Raw genomic sequence first — 15,817 nt, forward strand, 5'->3', positions numbered from 1 at the left:
CTATATTCCTACATGCACTCTCTGATGCTGATATAGTACTTTTTAAATCTGAATAATCAACTGTCAATACTCCCACTTATGTTTCCCCCATTATTATAATAACTACTTATTAATCTGCTCCATTATAACTTTCATCTATCTCATCTATAACTTGTACCTTAATTCCACTCTTTTCTTCTAATGTCTTTATGAAGTCTTCACTATTTTCATAATAAAAATCTATTACTGTAGTGTTATTGGGATGTTTTTTTGTATGATCTACTACATCATTTTCATAATCAGAATATACTATCAATCCCATATCTCCATATATCTTTAGCTTTTGAGAATATTTATTTAATACTATCTTTTTTATATTCTCATATTTTATTATCTCTATATAGTACTCTTTTATAGATGCTCTGTCGCTCCCTCTATATCCACTATTAATTTCCTTATCAGTAAGTATTATTATTTCATCAGTAATCCATCCTATATTATCGCTACAAGAATTCTTTAATGAACGGAAATATAGAAAAACTGGCATACCTATGAATATAACTACAATACTAACTAATGCACTGCAACTCTCATATAATGTATTAGCTTTAATTTCCTCTAAGCTCTTTCCATCAAAAACAAACTTCGTTGCAGTCCACGGAAGAGATGGCATTATAATTAATGCTGCAATTAAAATAACTATTAATATATACCTTATCCATTTTCTTTTTTTCCACTTTGGATGCTTCTTTATACGGTCTTGTATTAGCTTTTTTCTCTTTCTATCATCTACTCTATATTCTTTTACCATTTTTAACCTACCTCTATAATCTAAATATTATAGCCTAGAAGTACTAAATCCTAAATCATTTATTTTTTGAGTTACTTTTTTATCTAAAGAATTTGCATAGTTTTCTATATTCCTACATGCACTCTTTGATTATGATATAGTACTTTTTAAATCTGAATAATCAACTATCAATACTCCCACTTATGTTTCCCCCATTATTATAATAACTACTTATCAATCTACTCTATTATAACTTTCATCTACCTCATCTATAACTTGTACCTTAATTCCACTTTTTTCTTCTAATGTCTTTATGAAGTCTTCACTATTTTCATAATAAAGATTGATTGTTGTTTTTTTATTTTGATACTTTTTTATATTATCTATTACATCATTTTCATAATCAGAATATACTATCAATCTCATATCTCCATATATATCTAACGTTTCATAATATTTATTTAATACTAGTTTTCTTATATGCTTATATTTTATTATATCTATATAATACTCTTTACTAGATGATATATCTTGACCTCTATATCCCTTATTTAATTCTTCATCATTAAGTATCAATATTTCATCTGTAAGATATCCTATATACCCTCTGCATTGATTTTTTAATGAACGTAAATATAGAAAAACTGGCATACCTATAAATATAACTACAATACCAACTGATGCACTGCAACTCTCATATAATGTATTAGCTTTAATTTCCTCTAAGCTCTTTCCATCAAAAACAAACTTCGTTGCAGTCCACGGAAGAGATGGCATTATAATTAATGCTGCAATTACAATAAATATTAATATATATCTTACCCATTTTCTTTTTTTCCACTTTGGATGCTTCTTTATACGGTCTTGTATTATTTTTTTCATTTTTATATTATCTACTCTATATTCTTTTACCATTTTTATCTGCACCGCTAATAAAATAAATTTTTATTTTTTATTCTTCCTGTTTATTTATAACTTGCACCTTAATTCCAGTATTTTCTTCTAAAGTTCTTATGAAATCCTCACTGTTTTCATAATAAAGATAAAACTTTCTCTTACTGTTTTTATCATTTTCAATGAATTGAATTTGATTTTTCTCATAGTTTGAATACATTGTAAGTTTCATATCTCCATATATTTCTAATCTCTCATGATAAGTATTTAATACAAGTCTTCTAATATCTTTATATATAATTCTATCTAGTGTATAACTATTTCTTGTTGAATTATTGGGTACAAATCCATATTCTAACCCACCATCGCTAAGTATTAATGTTTCATTTAAATAATAATTAATACCATCAGCACAGGTATTTCTTAATGAACGGAAATATAAAAAAACTGGCATACATATCAAAACAATAGTAAACAGAAAGGATAGACAGAAATTATTAAACAAAGTATTAGATCCTATTTCTTCAATATGTCTTCCATTGAAAATAAACTCTGTTGCAGTCCACGGAAGAGACGGTAATATAATTAATGATGCAATTACAACAACTATTAATATATATCTAACCCACTTTCGTTTTTTCCATTTTGGATGTTTTCTTATCTGTTTTTTTTTAATCCTTCGTTTTTCTTTATGATTAACTTTATATTCTTTTGTCATCCTTAAATTCACCTCACTACTTAAGATTTTTCAAGCTTTCATCATATTACTAATTTAATACTAACTTAGTAGTCTTATATTTTTGTGGTTTGTACCTATTCCAAGATTGAGTTTTTTCATCTCCAATTTTACCAATTTTTCCAATTAACTCTTTTATTCCCTTTATATCAGATATATTTAACCCATTAATAATTTTTACTCCATTAAATTTAGCTATATCATCTATATGTTTTATTAATCTTATTCCCTCTGTCATAGGTTTAGGCATAGTTAGCATACTCCCAACTCGTCTAAAGTTTCCATCAAAATTTAGAACTTCATCACTTGGTTTAAGTATAGTTTTAATTAAATTTGGTATATGTTTTTTAGCTATATCACTACCAAAACCCTTGATAATACCTCTACTTACGAACTTTTCCATATCATTTCCTTTAATGCTACTAATAATAGTATCTTTTGCAAAACTAAGAGTAGATTTTTTATCTCTAAAACTTCTTGCAATTGCAAACTTATCACTATACAAATCCTTCTTGAAATTTTTTCTTAGATTACTCCAAAATGGTTTATCGTTTTTTATGCTTTTTAATCCATTAAAAAAGCTTTTTGCAGTGGATTTATAGTTCCTTCCACTTTTCTCTAAAAACTTAGTTCTAAGCCCTTCTGGGCCTGAAAATAAATTTTTTATTGAACTTATATTCTTTGAGCTTTTAAAGAATGTATTAACACTACCAGTAACACCTACTATATCTGTGAAAATCTGAATGGTATCTAGCCCTTTTGATAAATATTCACTTCCTGCATTAGCAAGTTTCGAATTAAAATTCGTTTTCTTTAGCCAATCCGAAGAAGTATCCATTCTTCCATACCTTGCTGCCATAGCTGGATCGCTATTGCTATGTTTAATTGCAGCCGCACTAGTACATATATTAGTTACAGCATTTATTATAGCTAAACCTGCACCTATTATAGCTACAACTCCAAAGAAACCCAGCCCAGCTGTACATATTGTAAATATTCCTAATGCTATAGCTGCAACTGATCCAACTATATCTAAAACAAACTTTCCACCTTTATACTTGTACCATTCCTTAACAGAATCACATACTCCCTTTACAGATGTTTTTATATTGTTATAGGTATTTTTTACCCATCTCGATAGTGATGAGCTATTACTTATTCCAACTGTAAGGTTCACAAAGAACTCTTTTACTGGATTTACTTTTATATTGTTCTTAGTTTTAAAGGTTGAATATAGGGTATCAAATTTATTGCTTACTTCCTTATCTTTTTCTTGAGTAATCTCGCCAAAATTTTCTAGTTTTTTTGCAAAATTAGTATACTTCTCTGCTTTTTTTCTTAGATTTTCTGTCTTCTTACGTGCAAACCAATTAGCATCACTAGTTCTAGATGTACTAAATCCTAAATCACTTATCTTTTGAGTTACTTTTTTATCTAAAGAATTTGCATAGTTTTCTATATTCCTACATGCACTCTTTGATGATGATATAGTACTTTTTAAATCTGAATAATCAACTGTCAATACTCCCAAAATATATCCCCTCCTAAACTAAATTTACCATTGTCCAGATAATCTTCTTTCTCTCTCTTTTCTTTCTCTTTCTCTTTCTTTCCTTTCTCTTTCTAGCCTTTCTTGTCTTTCTCTCTCTAGGGCATACTGTATTCTTCGTGATAAGTTACGAATTTCTTCTTCTAAGGTATCTCTTGCTCGCTCTTGCCTCTTTAATTCACCTTCTAGCTCATTGTTAATAGACCTTATATAATAATCATCAATTCCTATTTCTTCTTTTTTATCTTCTATTGTGCTTGCTAAACTACTGGCATTACTTATACTTACCAGTAGTGATGAAGATATGTTTTTAGCATTTGTTTCATCACCCTGTTGATAATGTGTAAAATTATTAACATTTGATATTACTGCTTTTACTTTAGTTATTCTTTCTTTAACTTTTTTTAGTTCTTTCTCTTTTTCTCTTTTTTCAGCCCTAAGACTTGCAGAACTAGCCACTACCCTTCCCTCCTTATATGTTACATATTAATCTTCTTAGCAAATTCCTCATCAGCATCATAATAACTACTTTGAGACTCAACCAACGCCTCATAGAACTCCTCTAGACTTTCCTCAATGTCTTTTAGTTGTCCATATAAAAGTTTATACTTCTTCTCAAATGAGTTTCGTCCTTTTCCTACCCAGTCTTTTAATAAATCATTAGTAGCTCTCTCAATGTCTAATTTCGTTTTTTCAAAATTACTTATTTCGTTTTTAAAGGTTTGAACAGTTTCTGACATTCTCTCTGTGTCAAGATATTTTATTGACATAAAACCCCTCCTATGATTCAGTAATTGTTTTTACTTTAGAAATCTCATTATTGCTTATTAAATATGAATCACCTAACTCTATGTTCTTCTTATGTTCACGAATATAATTATTAGGAACTTCAAAGAATTTAACCTCACCTATATTTTCAAATATAAGACCTTTCTTATTCTCCTTTAGCAACTTTATTATTTCAGGAGAACTATAAGAAACTTGAGCATTATCCACATCAGTAAACATAAAGGAAACTTTCATTGACTTATATTTATTGGTCATTGTTTTAAATATGTCCATAGCATTTTTATTAGTTCCCATATTTTCTAATATAGTTCTATTGTTTATTATGATAATTATAAGAGGTTCTTCCTCTAAACTTTCTATTCCTGATTCCATAACATTAAGATATCTATCTTCTAATTCATTACTTATATCCTCAAAAATAGTTTCATACTCATTTGAATCTATTGAATATTTTTCTACAAATCCATAGTCATTAAAATCCTTTAGATCTCTTTGTACATTATCAAACACATACACTCTAGATGGATATTTAAATATATTCATTTGGCAATAATTCATAATTATTCTTAGTAAGTTTATTCTATTACTATTTTCCTTGCTTAATAGAGTGAAATACCCTATATCCATTAAGTTTATTGTAACTAAATCTACAGTGTCGTAATCTAGTCCTATTGAAATTTCATAAGGCTTTAAGGTATTAACATTAAAGTTATTTGATATATAATTTGATGTAAGCACCTTTGGAATTTCTGGTATTTGTTTTGCTTTTATATTAATATACTCCTTATTAATATTCTCAACAAAGGCCTTCATGTTTCTAACTCTATCAATCTCTTTTTCTCCCTCAAATCCAAGATAAGTTTGATATTCGTATATTACTTTATCTAATTCAATCAGCCCTCTTCCCGGAACATTCTTAGGTTGCATTCTACATCTGTCAAATATACTTCCATACTCTGAAGAATCATTGCAGTATAAACCAATTTTATTAGCAAAGTTTGATAAATATTTATATCCTATTCCCGTAGTTTGAAGGGTGGTAATTATAATACTTATACCTACACTAATACCTTCTCTACAAATATTTAGGAATTCATCATCATATTGCATATACAATTCTCTGAATCCAATAAAATTATCAATAATTACCACTATCTGCGGTAAATCCTTGAATCCAGCCTCCTTGTATGAGCTAAAAGAACTTATTCCTACTTTAGATAATATTTCTTTACGATAAGTTATCTCTGTATTCATCATCTTGATGAAATTCTTCATTTTCTCGTCTTCACTGGATGTTACTACTCCCCCTACATGATTTAAATCACTAAGACTCTTTAAAATCATTGATGCAAAATCTAGAATATATATATTTACTTCTTCGGGCGAATATCCATCTGCTAATCCTCTAATAATAGTTTGTAGTAAGTTTGTTTTTCCATATTGAGATGAACCTACAATAAAAGTATTTCCACTTGTTAAATCTAACTTTACTCTATCTTGTAGTTGATGTGATGGGTCATCATATATACCAATTGCGACCTCTATTCCAACCACATTTGTTGTTATAAATTTAGTATAAGAGATAGATTCTTCTAATGAAGGTAAACAAATACCAGGCAAATTTATGATATTGTTACTTTGACAATAATTATTTATATAATTAACTATTACTTCTAATTGAGTTAAACTATTATCCTTACTCTTCTTTTTCTTTTGTATATATACAGGAGTTCTTTTACCTGCTAGTGAAACTTTATTAACTGTAAACTCCTTTACATTATCTATCTCCTCATTTTCAGCATTTGCTCCACTATAAGCCGATTGAAATAATTCAAATATCTCGTTATTTCCAACTTGTAGATATGCTCTTCCTGGCTCTTTAATTTCTGCTGCTAAAGGAGTCTTAATTACTTCATTACTATCTTCTTTAGTCTGAACCTTTAAACATAACTTAAATTTAGAGTTACTCCATATTTGTTCATCTACTACCCCCGAAGGTTTTTGTGTAGCTAAAATTAAGTGCACTCCTAAACTTCTACCAATTCTGGCAGCACTAATTAACTCTTTCATAAAATCAGGGTATTCACTTTTTAATTCTGCAAACTCATCCACAATAATAATTAAATGGGGTAGGGGTTCTTTTACTTCTCCTGATTTATATTTTTTTATATATGCATCTATATGGTTGACTCCACTTTCAGCAAATCTCTCTTGTCTTTTTCTTAATTCCGCCTTTATTGATAATAAGGATCTATCTATCTCTCTTCCATCTATATTCGTAATTGCTCCTATAAGATGTGGTAAATCTTTAAATTGATTAACCATTCCGCCTCCCTTAAAGTCAATAATTACAAATCCAACTTCATAGGGATGAAATATAGTACTCATAGATAATATATAACTCTGTAAAATTTCACTTTTACCTGAACCAGTAGTACCTGCTACCAAGCCATGAGGTCCATGATTTTTTTCGTTCAAATCTAAATATACAATTTCATTTTTAGTTTTCACTCCAAGTGGCGCTGCCATACTCTTGTAAACCTGAGATTCTTCCCATCTATTTTTTAAATCTAAATCATCTACAGAAATTATATTTAATAATTCAAACAAAGATATACTCTTAGTTAATTGACTTTCTAAGCTTACCTTATCTATATATATAGAAGCTAGCTTAATAGCTATTTCTTCTGCTATTCCGTCAGATATATCATTATACTTAAATAAAGCTTGTTCTTCTCCATTTTCACTTGATATACATAAACCTTTATTCTCTACATCATCCAGTCTTATAATCTTATTACATCCTTTTGGTAACATCTCTTCATGCTCTTCAAAGAATATAAATGTAAATCCAAGCATATTGCTTATAGCTAAGTATTTAGAAATAGGATGAGTGTATATACCTTTATTATCAAATACAAAAATAACATAATGTTCTTTAAAATTAGTTGAATTCCGATTTCCTAAAGTTTCTTCTCTTCTTGATAGCTCAAGATATAAATATTCAAATAATATATTCTTACTTTCTTCATCAAAAATCATATTTCGAGCTTCTATGTTTTCATTTCTTACATGTCTTAACCATCTGATCCAAGCAAACTTATTTTTATCTTCTTCCTTAAACATATAGAATAATTTTACATCACTATAATATTGTCTAATAGCAATATCTAAGGTTATGTTTTTTAATAAATCATATAACTTTTCTCTATTTCCAATGATACCTACTAAATTACACATAGCAAGATTTAAAAATACAGGTGCGTTATCTATATATCTATATTTTTCTTCTATTTCCTTAGGTATCAATAACAAATCATCGGTTATACTGATAACTTCCTGCTTCTTTGTTGTAACCTCGCAGTTAGCTTGTGATATTCCTGATCCTATTCTAACACTTAAAAAATCATTATGTTCTGGCTCTCTATCAAACAATTCTTTACTAAACCTTTCAACATTTTCTATGTTCTCTTCCAAAGGTTTATATATTTTTTCTAAAACATTGAGTTCATTTTTTCTTTGTGCTCTAATGTCTTCTTCTTTTACTTCTATATATCTTTTATATTTTACTTTTCTTTCTTCTACTTGCTTCTTATACTGTCTCTTCTCACTGATCATTCCTATAACAGACATTATTATTCCTAAACTCATAGAACAAACACTATATATAACAAAGGTTCCTCCGCCCCCCATTACTCCTCTTAATACTACTGTTAGTCCAAGCATCGCTAATGCAGGTATTAATGTTAATATAATGTTACTTTTAGGTTTATCAGGTAATGCTTCTGGGTCTAAAATTTCTATACTTTCCTGTGGCACCTCATATTTTATCCTTGTACTTCGATTAAATTTAGGATACTTAAAGTTAGTAGCTTGATTATTTAAGTCTCTATATTCTACATTCTTAATATTTACTATACTATTTGTTGTTGTATATAATCTGTTATCCTTTAAATAAAAGCTATACCCCACAAACATTATAAAGTCATAACTATTTAATTTTGATTTATCTATAATTTTAACACCATTAACATATACACCATACTTAGTATTATTATCATTTATATAATAATTTCCATCGTTATAGCTTAATGTTATGTAGTCATTTTCTAACAAATTATCATCAATGTATATATCACATTGAGTATTTCTACCTATATTAATATTATTTATGTTCTCTATATCTATTTCTCTATCATAATTCTTCTCTATACTATCAAAATCTATAAAGAAATTTAGTTTAAATATTTCTGCATTTGAACCTTCATATTTTACAGTTAACTCATCTCCATGAATCAACTCTTTAGAATATACTTTCATGACTCCGTCTTGAGTAAAATATACTCCATCAACACAATTAATCTGCCATCCCTTTATGGTTTTAGTAAATTCAAATTCAAAGTTATTAAAAAATACTTCTTTGCTAAATCTCACCTTACAAGATTTATTTGTTCCCACTTTAACAATGGAATCATTCTCACTTTGAAGCTCGTATTCTCTATATATTTTATTACCAAATATTATAATCTTATAATTATTACTCATTACTTTCTCCCTCTTATTATGTAATGTTTATTATAGTTCCATCTCTTAAATTAAAATCTTTTAAAGTCTTATTTCCTTTTATTAAGGTAACAGGATTTTCACACTTTAAATAACACTGATTTATATCTTGTGTATCAATTCCTAAATGAAACCCTTCATTTAAAGCAATAACTAAATCATTGGCAGTAATGTATAATGGAACTTCAACATCATACTTTTGAGATTTTCTCTGTATATTGAGTATTACTATTATTTTTTCCGTATCCATCCTCATACCCCTTTTTAAATAAGCATATAAGCAATCTTTTGAAATTGTTTATTACCAGCTAAGAATTCAATGTTTAAAGTATTTGAATTTGAAGTAACCTTAGGTATGTATTCACTTATAGTTATTTTGCTAGTGAAATTATTCCTAATTAGATGATTTACTTCATCATCTATATAACTATTGCAGATAAAAATAAATTTATTTTTATTTGAGCAATCAATATTTACTAACAAACTTTCTAACTTAGTAGTTGTTTCTTCATTTTGCATTGTCACAGTTATAACTTTATCGCTATAACTCATCATTTTTGTCTTATCATTAGTTAGTTCCGATGATGTATCTAGAACTATAAAATCGTATTCCTTGGAGGCTTTTAGTGCCTCTATTAAATATCTATAATCATCCATTTGTATATTATAAGATGATGTAGCTTGTCTAAATGGAAGTAAATAATCAAAAATATTTCTTCCTATAGAATTATTAAAGTATTTTAATATATCCTCATTATGAGATGATAGACATTGTTCAAATCCATTATTTAAGTACTCATTACTATTTAAAATATAATTAAAATTTTGTAATATTTCAGTACTTATAAATAGTACTCTTTTATTGCACTCTGCAAGTGCCGTTGCTATACCAAGGGATACATAAGTTTTCCCTGTTCCTCCTGAGGGCGAGTAAACCATTATAACCTGAGATGAACCTTCTTCTGAGTTTGCTATAGACTTTAATACATTTGAAGACATATTGCTCACTACATCATTAAAAATCTTCTTTATACTTGTATATTTATATATACTTTTTAAAAATATATTTTCTGTTTCTCCTTTTGACTCAGACTCACATAGCAAAAATACATTTCTTATATTTTGCTTTTCATATTCATCAGAATATAATTCTTCATTTATAAGTAATAAATCTATATTTTGTGGTGTACTAAAATAAGTTTTTAGATAATTTTCATCTGTTATAACCGTAATGTCTGCTTTTTCTCCAAACTCTTCAGCAAATTTTAATTCTAAAGGACCTAAATATTTCTCATCCTTATCTGCTAAAACAATTGATAGTGCCATTTTTCCCCTCCTAATAATTAAAACTAAACGGATACAACCGTAAATTCACTATTTGCTAGCTTAATTGTATCTCCTAATTTTATTGGTGCTTGTCCTTTGAATTGAACCCTTACACCATTTATATAGGTTCCATTTGAGCTACCTTCATCTCTCAAAAAATATTTACCATTATTGCATAATACTGTACAATGAATCCTACTTATAGCATTGTTAAATAAAATTACTCCATCAACAAGTTGTGAATTCTTACCTATAACAAATTCTGATTTATTTATAATAATATTTATAGGCTTTGGTGTGTTTACTCCATTTAATGCTATAGTTGGAGTGAAACTATCATTTGTTAATAATTCTGTTTCTCCCCCTCCACTATATACAATACTACTACTTTCTTGATTTATACTTCTCTCTGCCTTAATGCTTTTGTCACTAAATTTACTTATGGCAATAAGTAGTGATGTTATTAAGTCAACTAGTATAATTAATACTGTAATTGAGATATTAATTATACTAGATAACTTCAAATATTTATGTACAGCAATAATCATTACTAAAGTCATAGCTTGAATAGCAATTATTAAAAATAACCCTATCAATTTATTTTTAGAATTATGTATATTTTTAGGTTGTCTATTATCACCATATCTGTGCTTATCTTCTAAGCCTAAATTAAAGTTTATATTTTTATTTAAATTTCTTTTGTATAAGCCCTCTTTACTAATTTCCTTAACATTTATATTATCTTTTAGTGAGTCCATAGAATTATCTTCTGAGTTTAAGCTTGAGTATAATCTATGTACTTTATCACTATTTAAATTAGGGTGCTCTGATATAGCAGATTTTATATTTGCTTTTAAGCCCCTTTCAAAATTTAATTTACTATTGTTATCTGTCTCAATATTCACTGGTAAATAAATCAAATATACATTCAAGTTATTACTATCAACAAAGATTTTATCAAAACCTATATTAATATTTTCAGGTTGCATGAATCCATTTACTTTAACTTCATTAACTATTTCTAATAATCTAGATATAATTATTAAAAAGTTTTGAGAATCTAACTGATTTAGTAAAGATTTCAATGATTTATATGAAGATGTATCATAAATTAATTTTATTTTTCCATTATGAGTAACTTTTCCACATTTTATAAACTTATTTTCATCCTGATTTTGTAGAACCTTATATCCTGTTTGAAAAAAAAGTTCACTATCCTCCAATATATATCTTATACTCGTATTATCTTTTTCTTCTTTTATTGAACTGTTTAAAATTAATTCATTCATAATTACACCTCTAATTTTTTCTTTTACATCTATAATTCTCATACAACTTATTTTTTCTTAATTCTTTTTTGCTATTGTATAACTCTACCAGAATAATCACTGATAACTCCGTATTTACCATTGTATATTATTACATCTCCAACTTTATAGTTAGAGTTTTTAGGTCCACCTTCTAATTTCCATTGCGATAGTTTATAACTAAATAATTGATCTGTAGATAAGGTTTCTGTGCCTTTTTTATATGCTACAATTTCAAAATTAATTAATATATTCCCACCTTTTAAGTGATTTTCAGGTCTAGGATTATCTCCCGCTTTTACAAAGAAACTAGATGAAGGAATGAAGTACTTTCCATACCACCACTGTTCTTTTCCATCACTATATTGAATTTCATCCTTCCACCCCTTAATTCCATCATAATCTTTCCATTCTCGTCCCTTTGCAATTCTGACTCCTCTTGTTAAAATTAACTTATTATAATTACCTATAAGTACATCTCCATATCTTTTAGTACTTAGATTAATCGTAGAATCATCAAGTTTACTTCCAAATCCAATAAGTGGATTGTTACTATTATTATAATAGCAATCTACCCTTATTCTTTCATCATTCTTTATATAATAGAAGCTAGGTTTAATCTCTATTCTGTCATTATCCCTATATAAATACTCTGAAGTTATATCAAAATAAAAAGCATAACCCTTCTTTGGCAAAATATTTTTTAATGTAGTATGAGATTTTTCATCTATTGGTAATTCATTTACTTTAAATTTCTTTTCCGTATATTCTTCAAATTTATCATCTTTCCAAAAGATACTTGTCCACCGAGGATCTCTTATATCTGTAACTTGAAAATCTTTAAGCATTATGGGATCCTCAAAAGGTCCGAAACATTGATAATTATAATTTCCTGCTACATCCCACATCTCAACATGGAGATATACGTTATCCCCTACTGGCTTCTCTATTTCCTTTGATATTTCTTCCTCATATCTATCATTCTCTGTATACTCACTTTCATACAGTACTTCATATTTTTCTTTAGGTTTATCACCTGAATATGACCATCTGTACTGTATTTTCCCTACACCTGAGAGATTATCTTTTGCTTTTAATGTACCATAATAAGATAATCCACTACCTTTTTTACTTTCTTTTCTTATAGCTCCATTTTCTTCACTAAATAACTTTGATTTAACACTAAATTCCATAGTAGGAGTTGTTCCATCTACTAGATACTTTTCAAAGTTCATGCTATTTTCATTTCCAGCTATATCATTTGCCTTTACTTGTATTCTGTAAATTCCATCTGGAACTACAACTGCTCTATTATGGAGTAAATCTCTAGCATTAATATCTTCTTCAGTGTTGTTCTTATAGTGACTACTATCATTTACTATAACCTTGCTACCTTCTGCAAATCCTGAGAGATTATCACTAACTTTTATATCTATTTTGTAAGGTAAGGGACTATTGACCCATTTTTTATCAGGTTCTTTAACTTCTATATTTGTCTTTGTCCAATCTATATTGTAATATCCACTTTCACCCACTGGCTCTTTAGGCGCATTGGGTAATTCATAAGGAGTTTCAGGGGATTGAAAAATAGGTTCCTTCCATTTTCCAATTCCACTTAGCTTAATTTTTTCTCCCTCTTGCTCTATATTAACATTTCCTCTTATTCCATCCACTATAGCCTTTGCTGCCCCTGTAACGCTAATGTTATCAAGTTCAAATTCAACTGGAAAAGTACCTGCTAGCACCTCACCCGCTTCATTAACCTTTTCCCAACGTCCAATATCTTCAATAGGATTATTACCTTCATAGAATACTTCTACTTCATACTTCCCAACACCTTCAGATATTTTCCCTTTATTGGTCCATTCTGTTTCATTAGGATTAAATTTAATTACCCCTACATCTTTAATAGGAGATTTTTTATAATAAAATATAACTTTATTTACCCCTTTAGGTTTAACAGAAATCTTAGTAGGATTTGCACCTGTTGAGGTTGCCCCTCCTGAAGTTACTTTGGATGAATTATATTCAAAACCTGAAATAACAGGAGCTGAATATGTCTTTTCCACTGGCTTATCTAGTATTATAGAAACAGTTTCCCTCAATGGAGTTCTTAGTGATTTATCTGTATCTATATCTCTATATTCTACAGTTACGTTAACATTTTTCCTTTGCTTATAATAAAATACAACCTTATTTGCTGTTCCAGGCTTAACAGAAATCTTAGCAGGATTCTCACCTGTAGAAGTTGTTCCATCTAAAGTCACTTTTGATGAATGATAGTCATATCCTGAAATTATAGGAGCTGAATAGGTCTTTTCTATTACATTACTTCCTTGGTGTTGGACAGTTTCTGCAAAAGTTGTTTTTAGTATTTTATCTGTATCAACATCTCTATATTCTACGGAAATATTACTTTTTAAATCCTCAAAGTAATCTCCTAATATAAACTGATATACATAAGTTCCAACAATATTGTTGTAGTAACATATCCAATATGCTTCATAATCACCCATGTTTACCCCTATGGTTAATACTGGTAAAGAAGTTTTTGCTGGTATATTTCCTAAGTTATAGTTTTCCATTATATAATCAGCAGCTGTGGAAATATAACTACTATCCATACTAATTTTTTCTTTATTTAACCAGCCTTTAATTATAGAAATATCTGAAGGTGATATAAGCTTAACAGCACTTCCACTTAGAACTATTTGAGAACTATCAGGTTGGGGTAGGTATTTCAAATCTGCTATTTCATTTGGTAGCTTTTCATAAAAATCTTCCGTTTGATTTCTATTTATACCACCTGCGCGAATAACATTATAACCACTTGTTAATCCTGCTGTAGAGTCAAATATTCCAAAACCGCCCATTATATAGAGATCTTTAATCCCCATATCTTTAATTGCACTCATGACTTTAGTATCAATAGTTTTTCCGTTGTTTAAAAGAACAGGAAAATACATATCGGAATTTTTAGCTGAAACAGATGCTATCTTTGCATCTGCAAGTTCTCCACCTTGCCAAGTCGAAGCGATATATGCTCTTTTATTCGAACCAAATAAAATCTTTGCATAGTCTATGGAGTCTTGCACTGGATCTGTTGGTTTTGTTAAAGTTGAATTCGTGGCAGATTTCCAATCTAATACTGAAGCAGATGGTTTAGCTATATATCTAGTTTGATAATCAAGAAATGTAGCAAATGGACTATCGAACCAACTTGTATATCCTACCTTTCCACCTGGCACTCCTGTTGTTGTTGTGCTAATATCAGTATAATCTATTTTACTAGTAGGATCTTTAATACCATTAACCCAAAAATAAGGTTGCATATAAACAGCATCTTTAACTTTTGAAGTTCTCTCTCTATAACTATAAGAACCTTTTAATCGATCAATTATAGTAGTTTTTCTTCCACCATACGTAGTATCAGATAGATTTACATATTTTGAATTGGCAATATTGAAAGTTGGCTTACCTTTATATATCCAAAATCTCTCATAGTCTGAAGATTCAAATTCAAAAGCAAAGGTAACATTTGTTGTCAGTGTTAAAGCTATAGTAATTAAGAAACAAATGATTTTTTTATAGCATTTATTTCTTTTTTCCATAAAATCACCTATTTCTTTAGTTGAGATACTATACTATCACTTACAGCTGATGTACTACCTAGAACATAAAGTTTAGTTATATTAGACTTATCTAAGAAAGCCTTCTGAGCTGTAACATCTTTATTTACAAGTAATATTGGAGAAGCTGTTTTACTTGCTAATGCACCACCTGCCAAAGCGTCTGGGAAGTTTAGTCCATATGAAACTAAAGCTGTAGTTTGAGTATCTCTTGTAAAGTAGTTAGCAATTTTTAAAGATGTTTCAAATCTATCT

12 protein-coding genes are annotated in these 15,817 nt (G+C 28.6%); all 12 read right to left on the reverse strand.

The features are described 5' to 3' along the window. Nucleotides 1-109 precede the first annotated feature (109 nt). Nucleotides 110-790 (reverse strand): hypothetical protein, encoded by a 681-nt coding sequence (locus tag B3630_RS00005; protein WP_346894392.1) that lies wholly within the window; start codon nucleotides 788-790, stop codon nucleotides 110-112. Nucleotides 791-1,003: 213 nt separating this feature from the next. Beyond that, nucleotides 1,004-1,684 carry a hypothetical protein gene (locus B3630_RS00010; protein ID WP_346894394.1) on the reverse strand — a complete coding sequence of 227 codons (681 nt, stop codon included), beginning with the start codon at nucleotides 1,682-1,684 and terminating at the stop codon, nucleotides 1,004-1,006. A gap of 37 nt (nucleotides 1,685-1,721) precedes the next feature. Beyond that, the gene (locus B3630_RS00015) at nucleotides 1,722-2,381 is read right to left on the reverse strand and encodes a hypothetical protein (RefSeq protein WP_346894396.1); all 660 of its coding nucleotides are present in this window, start codon (nucleotides 2,379-2,381) and stop codon (nucleotides 1,722-1,724) included. A gap of 49 nt (nucleotides 2,382-2,430) precedes the next feature. Then, complete coding sequence (locus B3630_RS00020; RefSeq protein ID WP_346894398.1) at nucleotides 2,431-3,930, reverse strand: hypothetical protein; 1,500 nt, start codon at nucleotides 3,928-3,930, stop codon at nucleotides 2,431-2,433. 24 nt (nucleotides 3,931-3,954) lie between these two features. After that, complete coding sequence (locus tag B3630_RS00025) at nucleotides 3,955-4,407, reverse strand: hypothetical protein (RefSeq protein ID WP_346894400.1); 453 nt, start codon at nucleotides 4,405-4,407, stop codon at nucleotides 3,955-3,957. Nucleotides 4,408-4,427: 20 nt separating this feature from the next. Continuing rightward, nucleotides 4,428-4,718: a WXG100 family type VII secretion target gene (locus B3630_RS00030; protein ID WP_346894402.1), complete on the reverse strand. Its 291-nt coding sequence runs from the start codon at nucleotides 4,716-4,718 to the stop codon at nucleotides 4,428-4,430. A gap of 10 nt (nucleotides 4,719-4,728) precedes the next feature. Further along, on the reverse strand, nucleotides 4,729-9,282 hold the full coding sequence (essC, locus tag B3630_RS00035; protein WP_346894404.1) for a type VII secretion protein EssC: 4,554 nt from the start codon (nucleotides 9,280-9,282) through the stop codon (nucleotides 4,729-4,731). A gap of 16 nt (nucleotides 9,283-9,298) precedes the next feature. Continuing rightward, complete coding sequence (locus tag B3630_RS00040) at nucleotides 9,299-9,550, reverse strand: EsaB/YukD family protein (protein WP_346869613.1); 252 nt, start codon at nucleotides 9,548-9,550, stop codon at nucleotides 9,299-9,301. 14 nt (nucleotides 9,551-9,564) lie between these two features. Then, on the reverse strand, nucleotides 9,565-10,626 hold the full coding sequence (locus tag B3630_RS00045; RefSeq protein WP_346894406.1) for an AAA family ATPase: 1,062 nt from the start codon (nucleotides 10,624-10,626) through the stop codon (nucleotides 9,565-9,567). 23 nt (nucleotides 10,627-10,649) lie between these two features. After that, nucleotides 10,650-11,915 carry an FHA domain-containing protein gene (locus B3630_RS00050; RefSeq protein ID WP_346894408.1) on the reverse strand — a complete coding sequence of 422 codons (1,266 nt, stop codon included), beginning with the start codon at nucleotides 11,913-11,915 and terminating at the stop codon, nucleotides 10,650-10,652. A 71-nt stretch (nucleotides 11,916-11,986) separates the two neighbouring features. Beyond that, nucleotides 11,987-15,544, reverse strand: coding sequence for a hypothetical protein (locus B3630_RS00055; RefSeq protein WP_346894410.1), 3,558 nt, complete (start codon nucleotides 15,542-15,544; stop codon nucleotides 11,987-11,989). Between the two features lie 8 nt (nucleotides 15,545-15,552). Then, nucleotides 15,553-15,817: cell wall-binding repeat-containing protein (locus B3630_RS00060; protein WP_346894412.1), on the reverse strand; the 265-nt coding region annotated here is incomplete at its 5' end.

The organism is Clostridium sp. UBA7503 (assembly GCF_002477055.1).
In the GTDB taxonomy this organism is placed as follows: Bacteria; Bacillota; Clostridia; order Clostridiales; family Clostridiaceae; genus Clostridium_J; species Clostridium_J sulfidigenes.

What these genes read in the sequence shown, in the direction of transcription:
- B3630_RS00005 (WP_346894392.1), bottom strand. Translation starts at nt 790, where the DNA reads ATGGTAAAAGAATATAGAGTAGATGATAGAAAGAGAAAAAAGCTAATA.
- B3630_RS00045 (WP_346894406.1), bottom strand. Translation starts at nt 10,626, where the DNA reads ATGGCACTATCAATTGTTTTAGCAGATAAGGATGAGAAATATTTAGGT.
- B3630_RS00030 (WP_346894402.1), bottom strand. Translation starts at nt 4,718, where the DNA reads ATGTCAATAAAATATCTTGACACAGAGAGAATGTCAGAAACTGTTCAA.
- B3630_RS00040 (WP_346869613.1), bottom strand. Translation starts at nt 9,550, where the DNA reads ATGGATACGGAAAAAATAATAGTAATACTCAATATACAGAGAAAATCT.
- B3630_RS00055 (WP_346894410.1), bottom strand. Translation starts at nt 15,544, where the DNA reads ATGGAAAAAAGAAATAAATGCTATAAAAAAATCATTTGTTTCTTAATT.
- essC (WP_346894404.1), bottom strand. Translation starts at nt 9,282, where the DNA reads ATGAGTAATAATTATAAGATTATAATATTTGGTAATAAAATATATAGA.
- B3630_RS00010 (WP_346894394.1), bottom strand. Translation starts at nt 1,684, where the DNA reads ATGGTAAAAGAATATAGAGTAGATAATATAAAAATGAAAAAAATAATA.
- B3630_RS00015 (WP_346894396.1), bottom strand. Translation starts at nt 2,381, where the DNA reads ATGACAAAAGAATATAAAGTTAATCATAAAGAAAAACGAAGGATTAAA.
- B3630_RS00050 (WP_346894408.1), bottom strand. Translation starts at nt 11,915, where the DNA reads ATGAATGAATTAATTTTAAACAGTTCAATAAAAGAAGAAAAAGATAAT.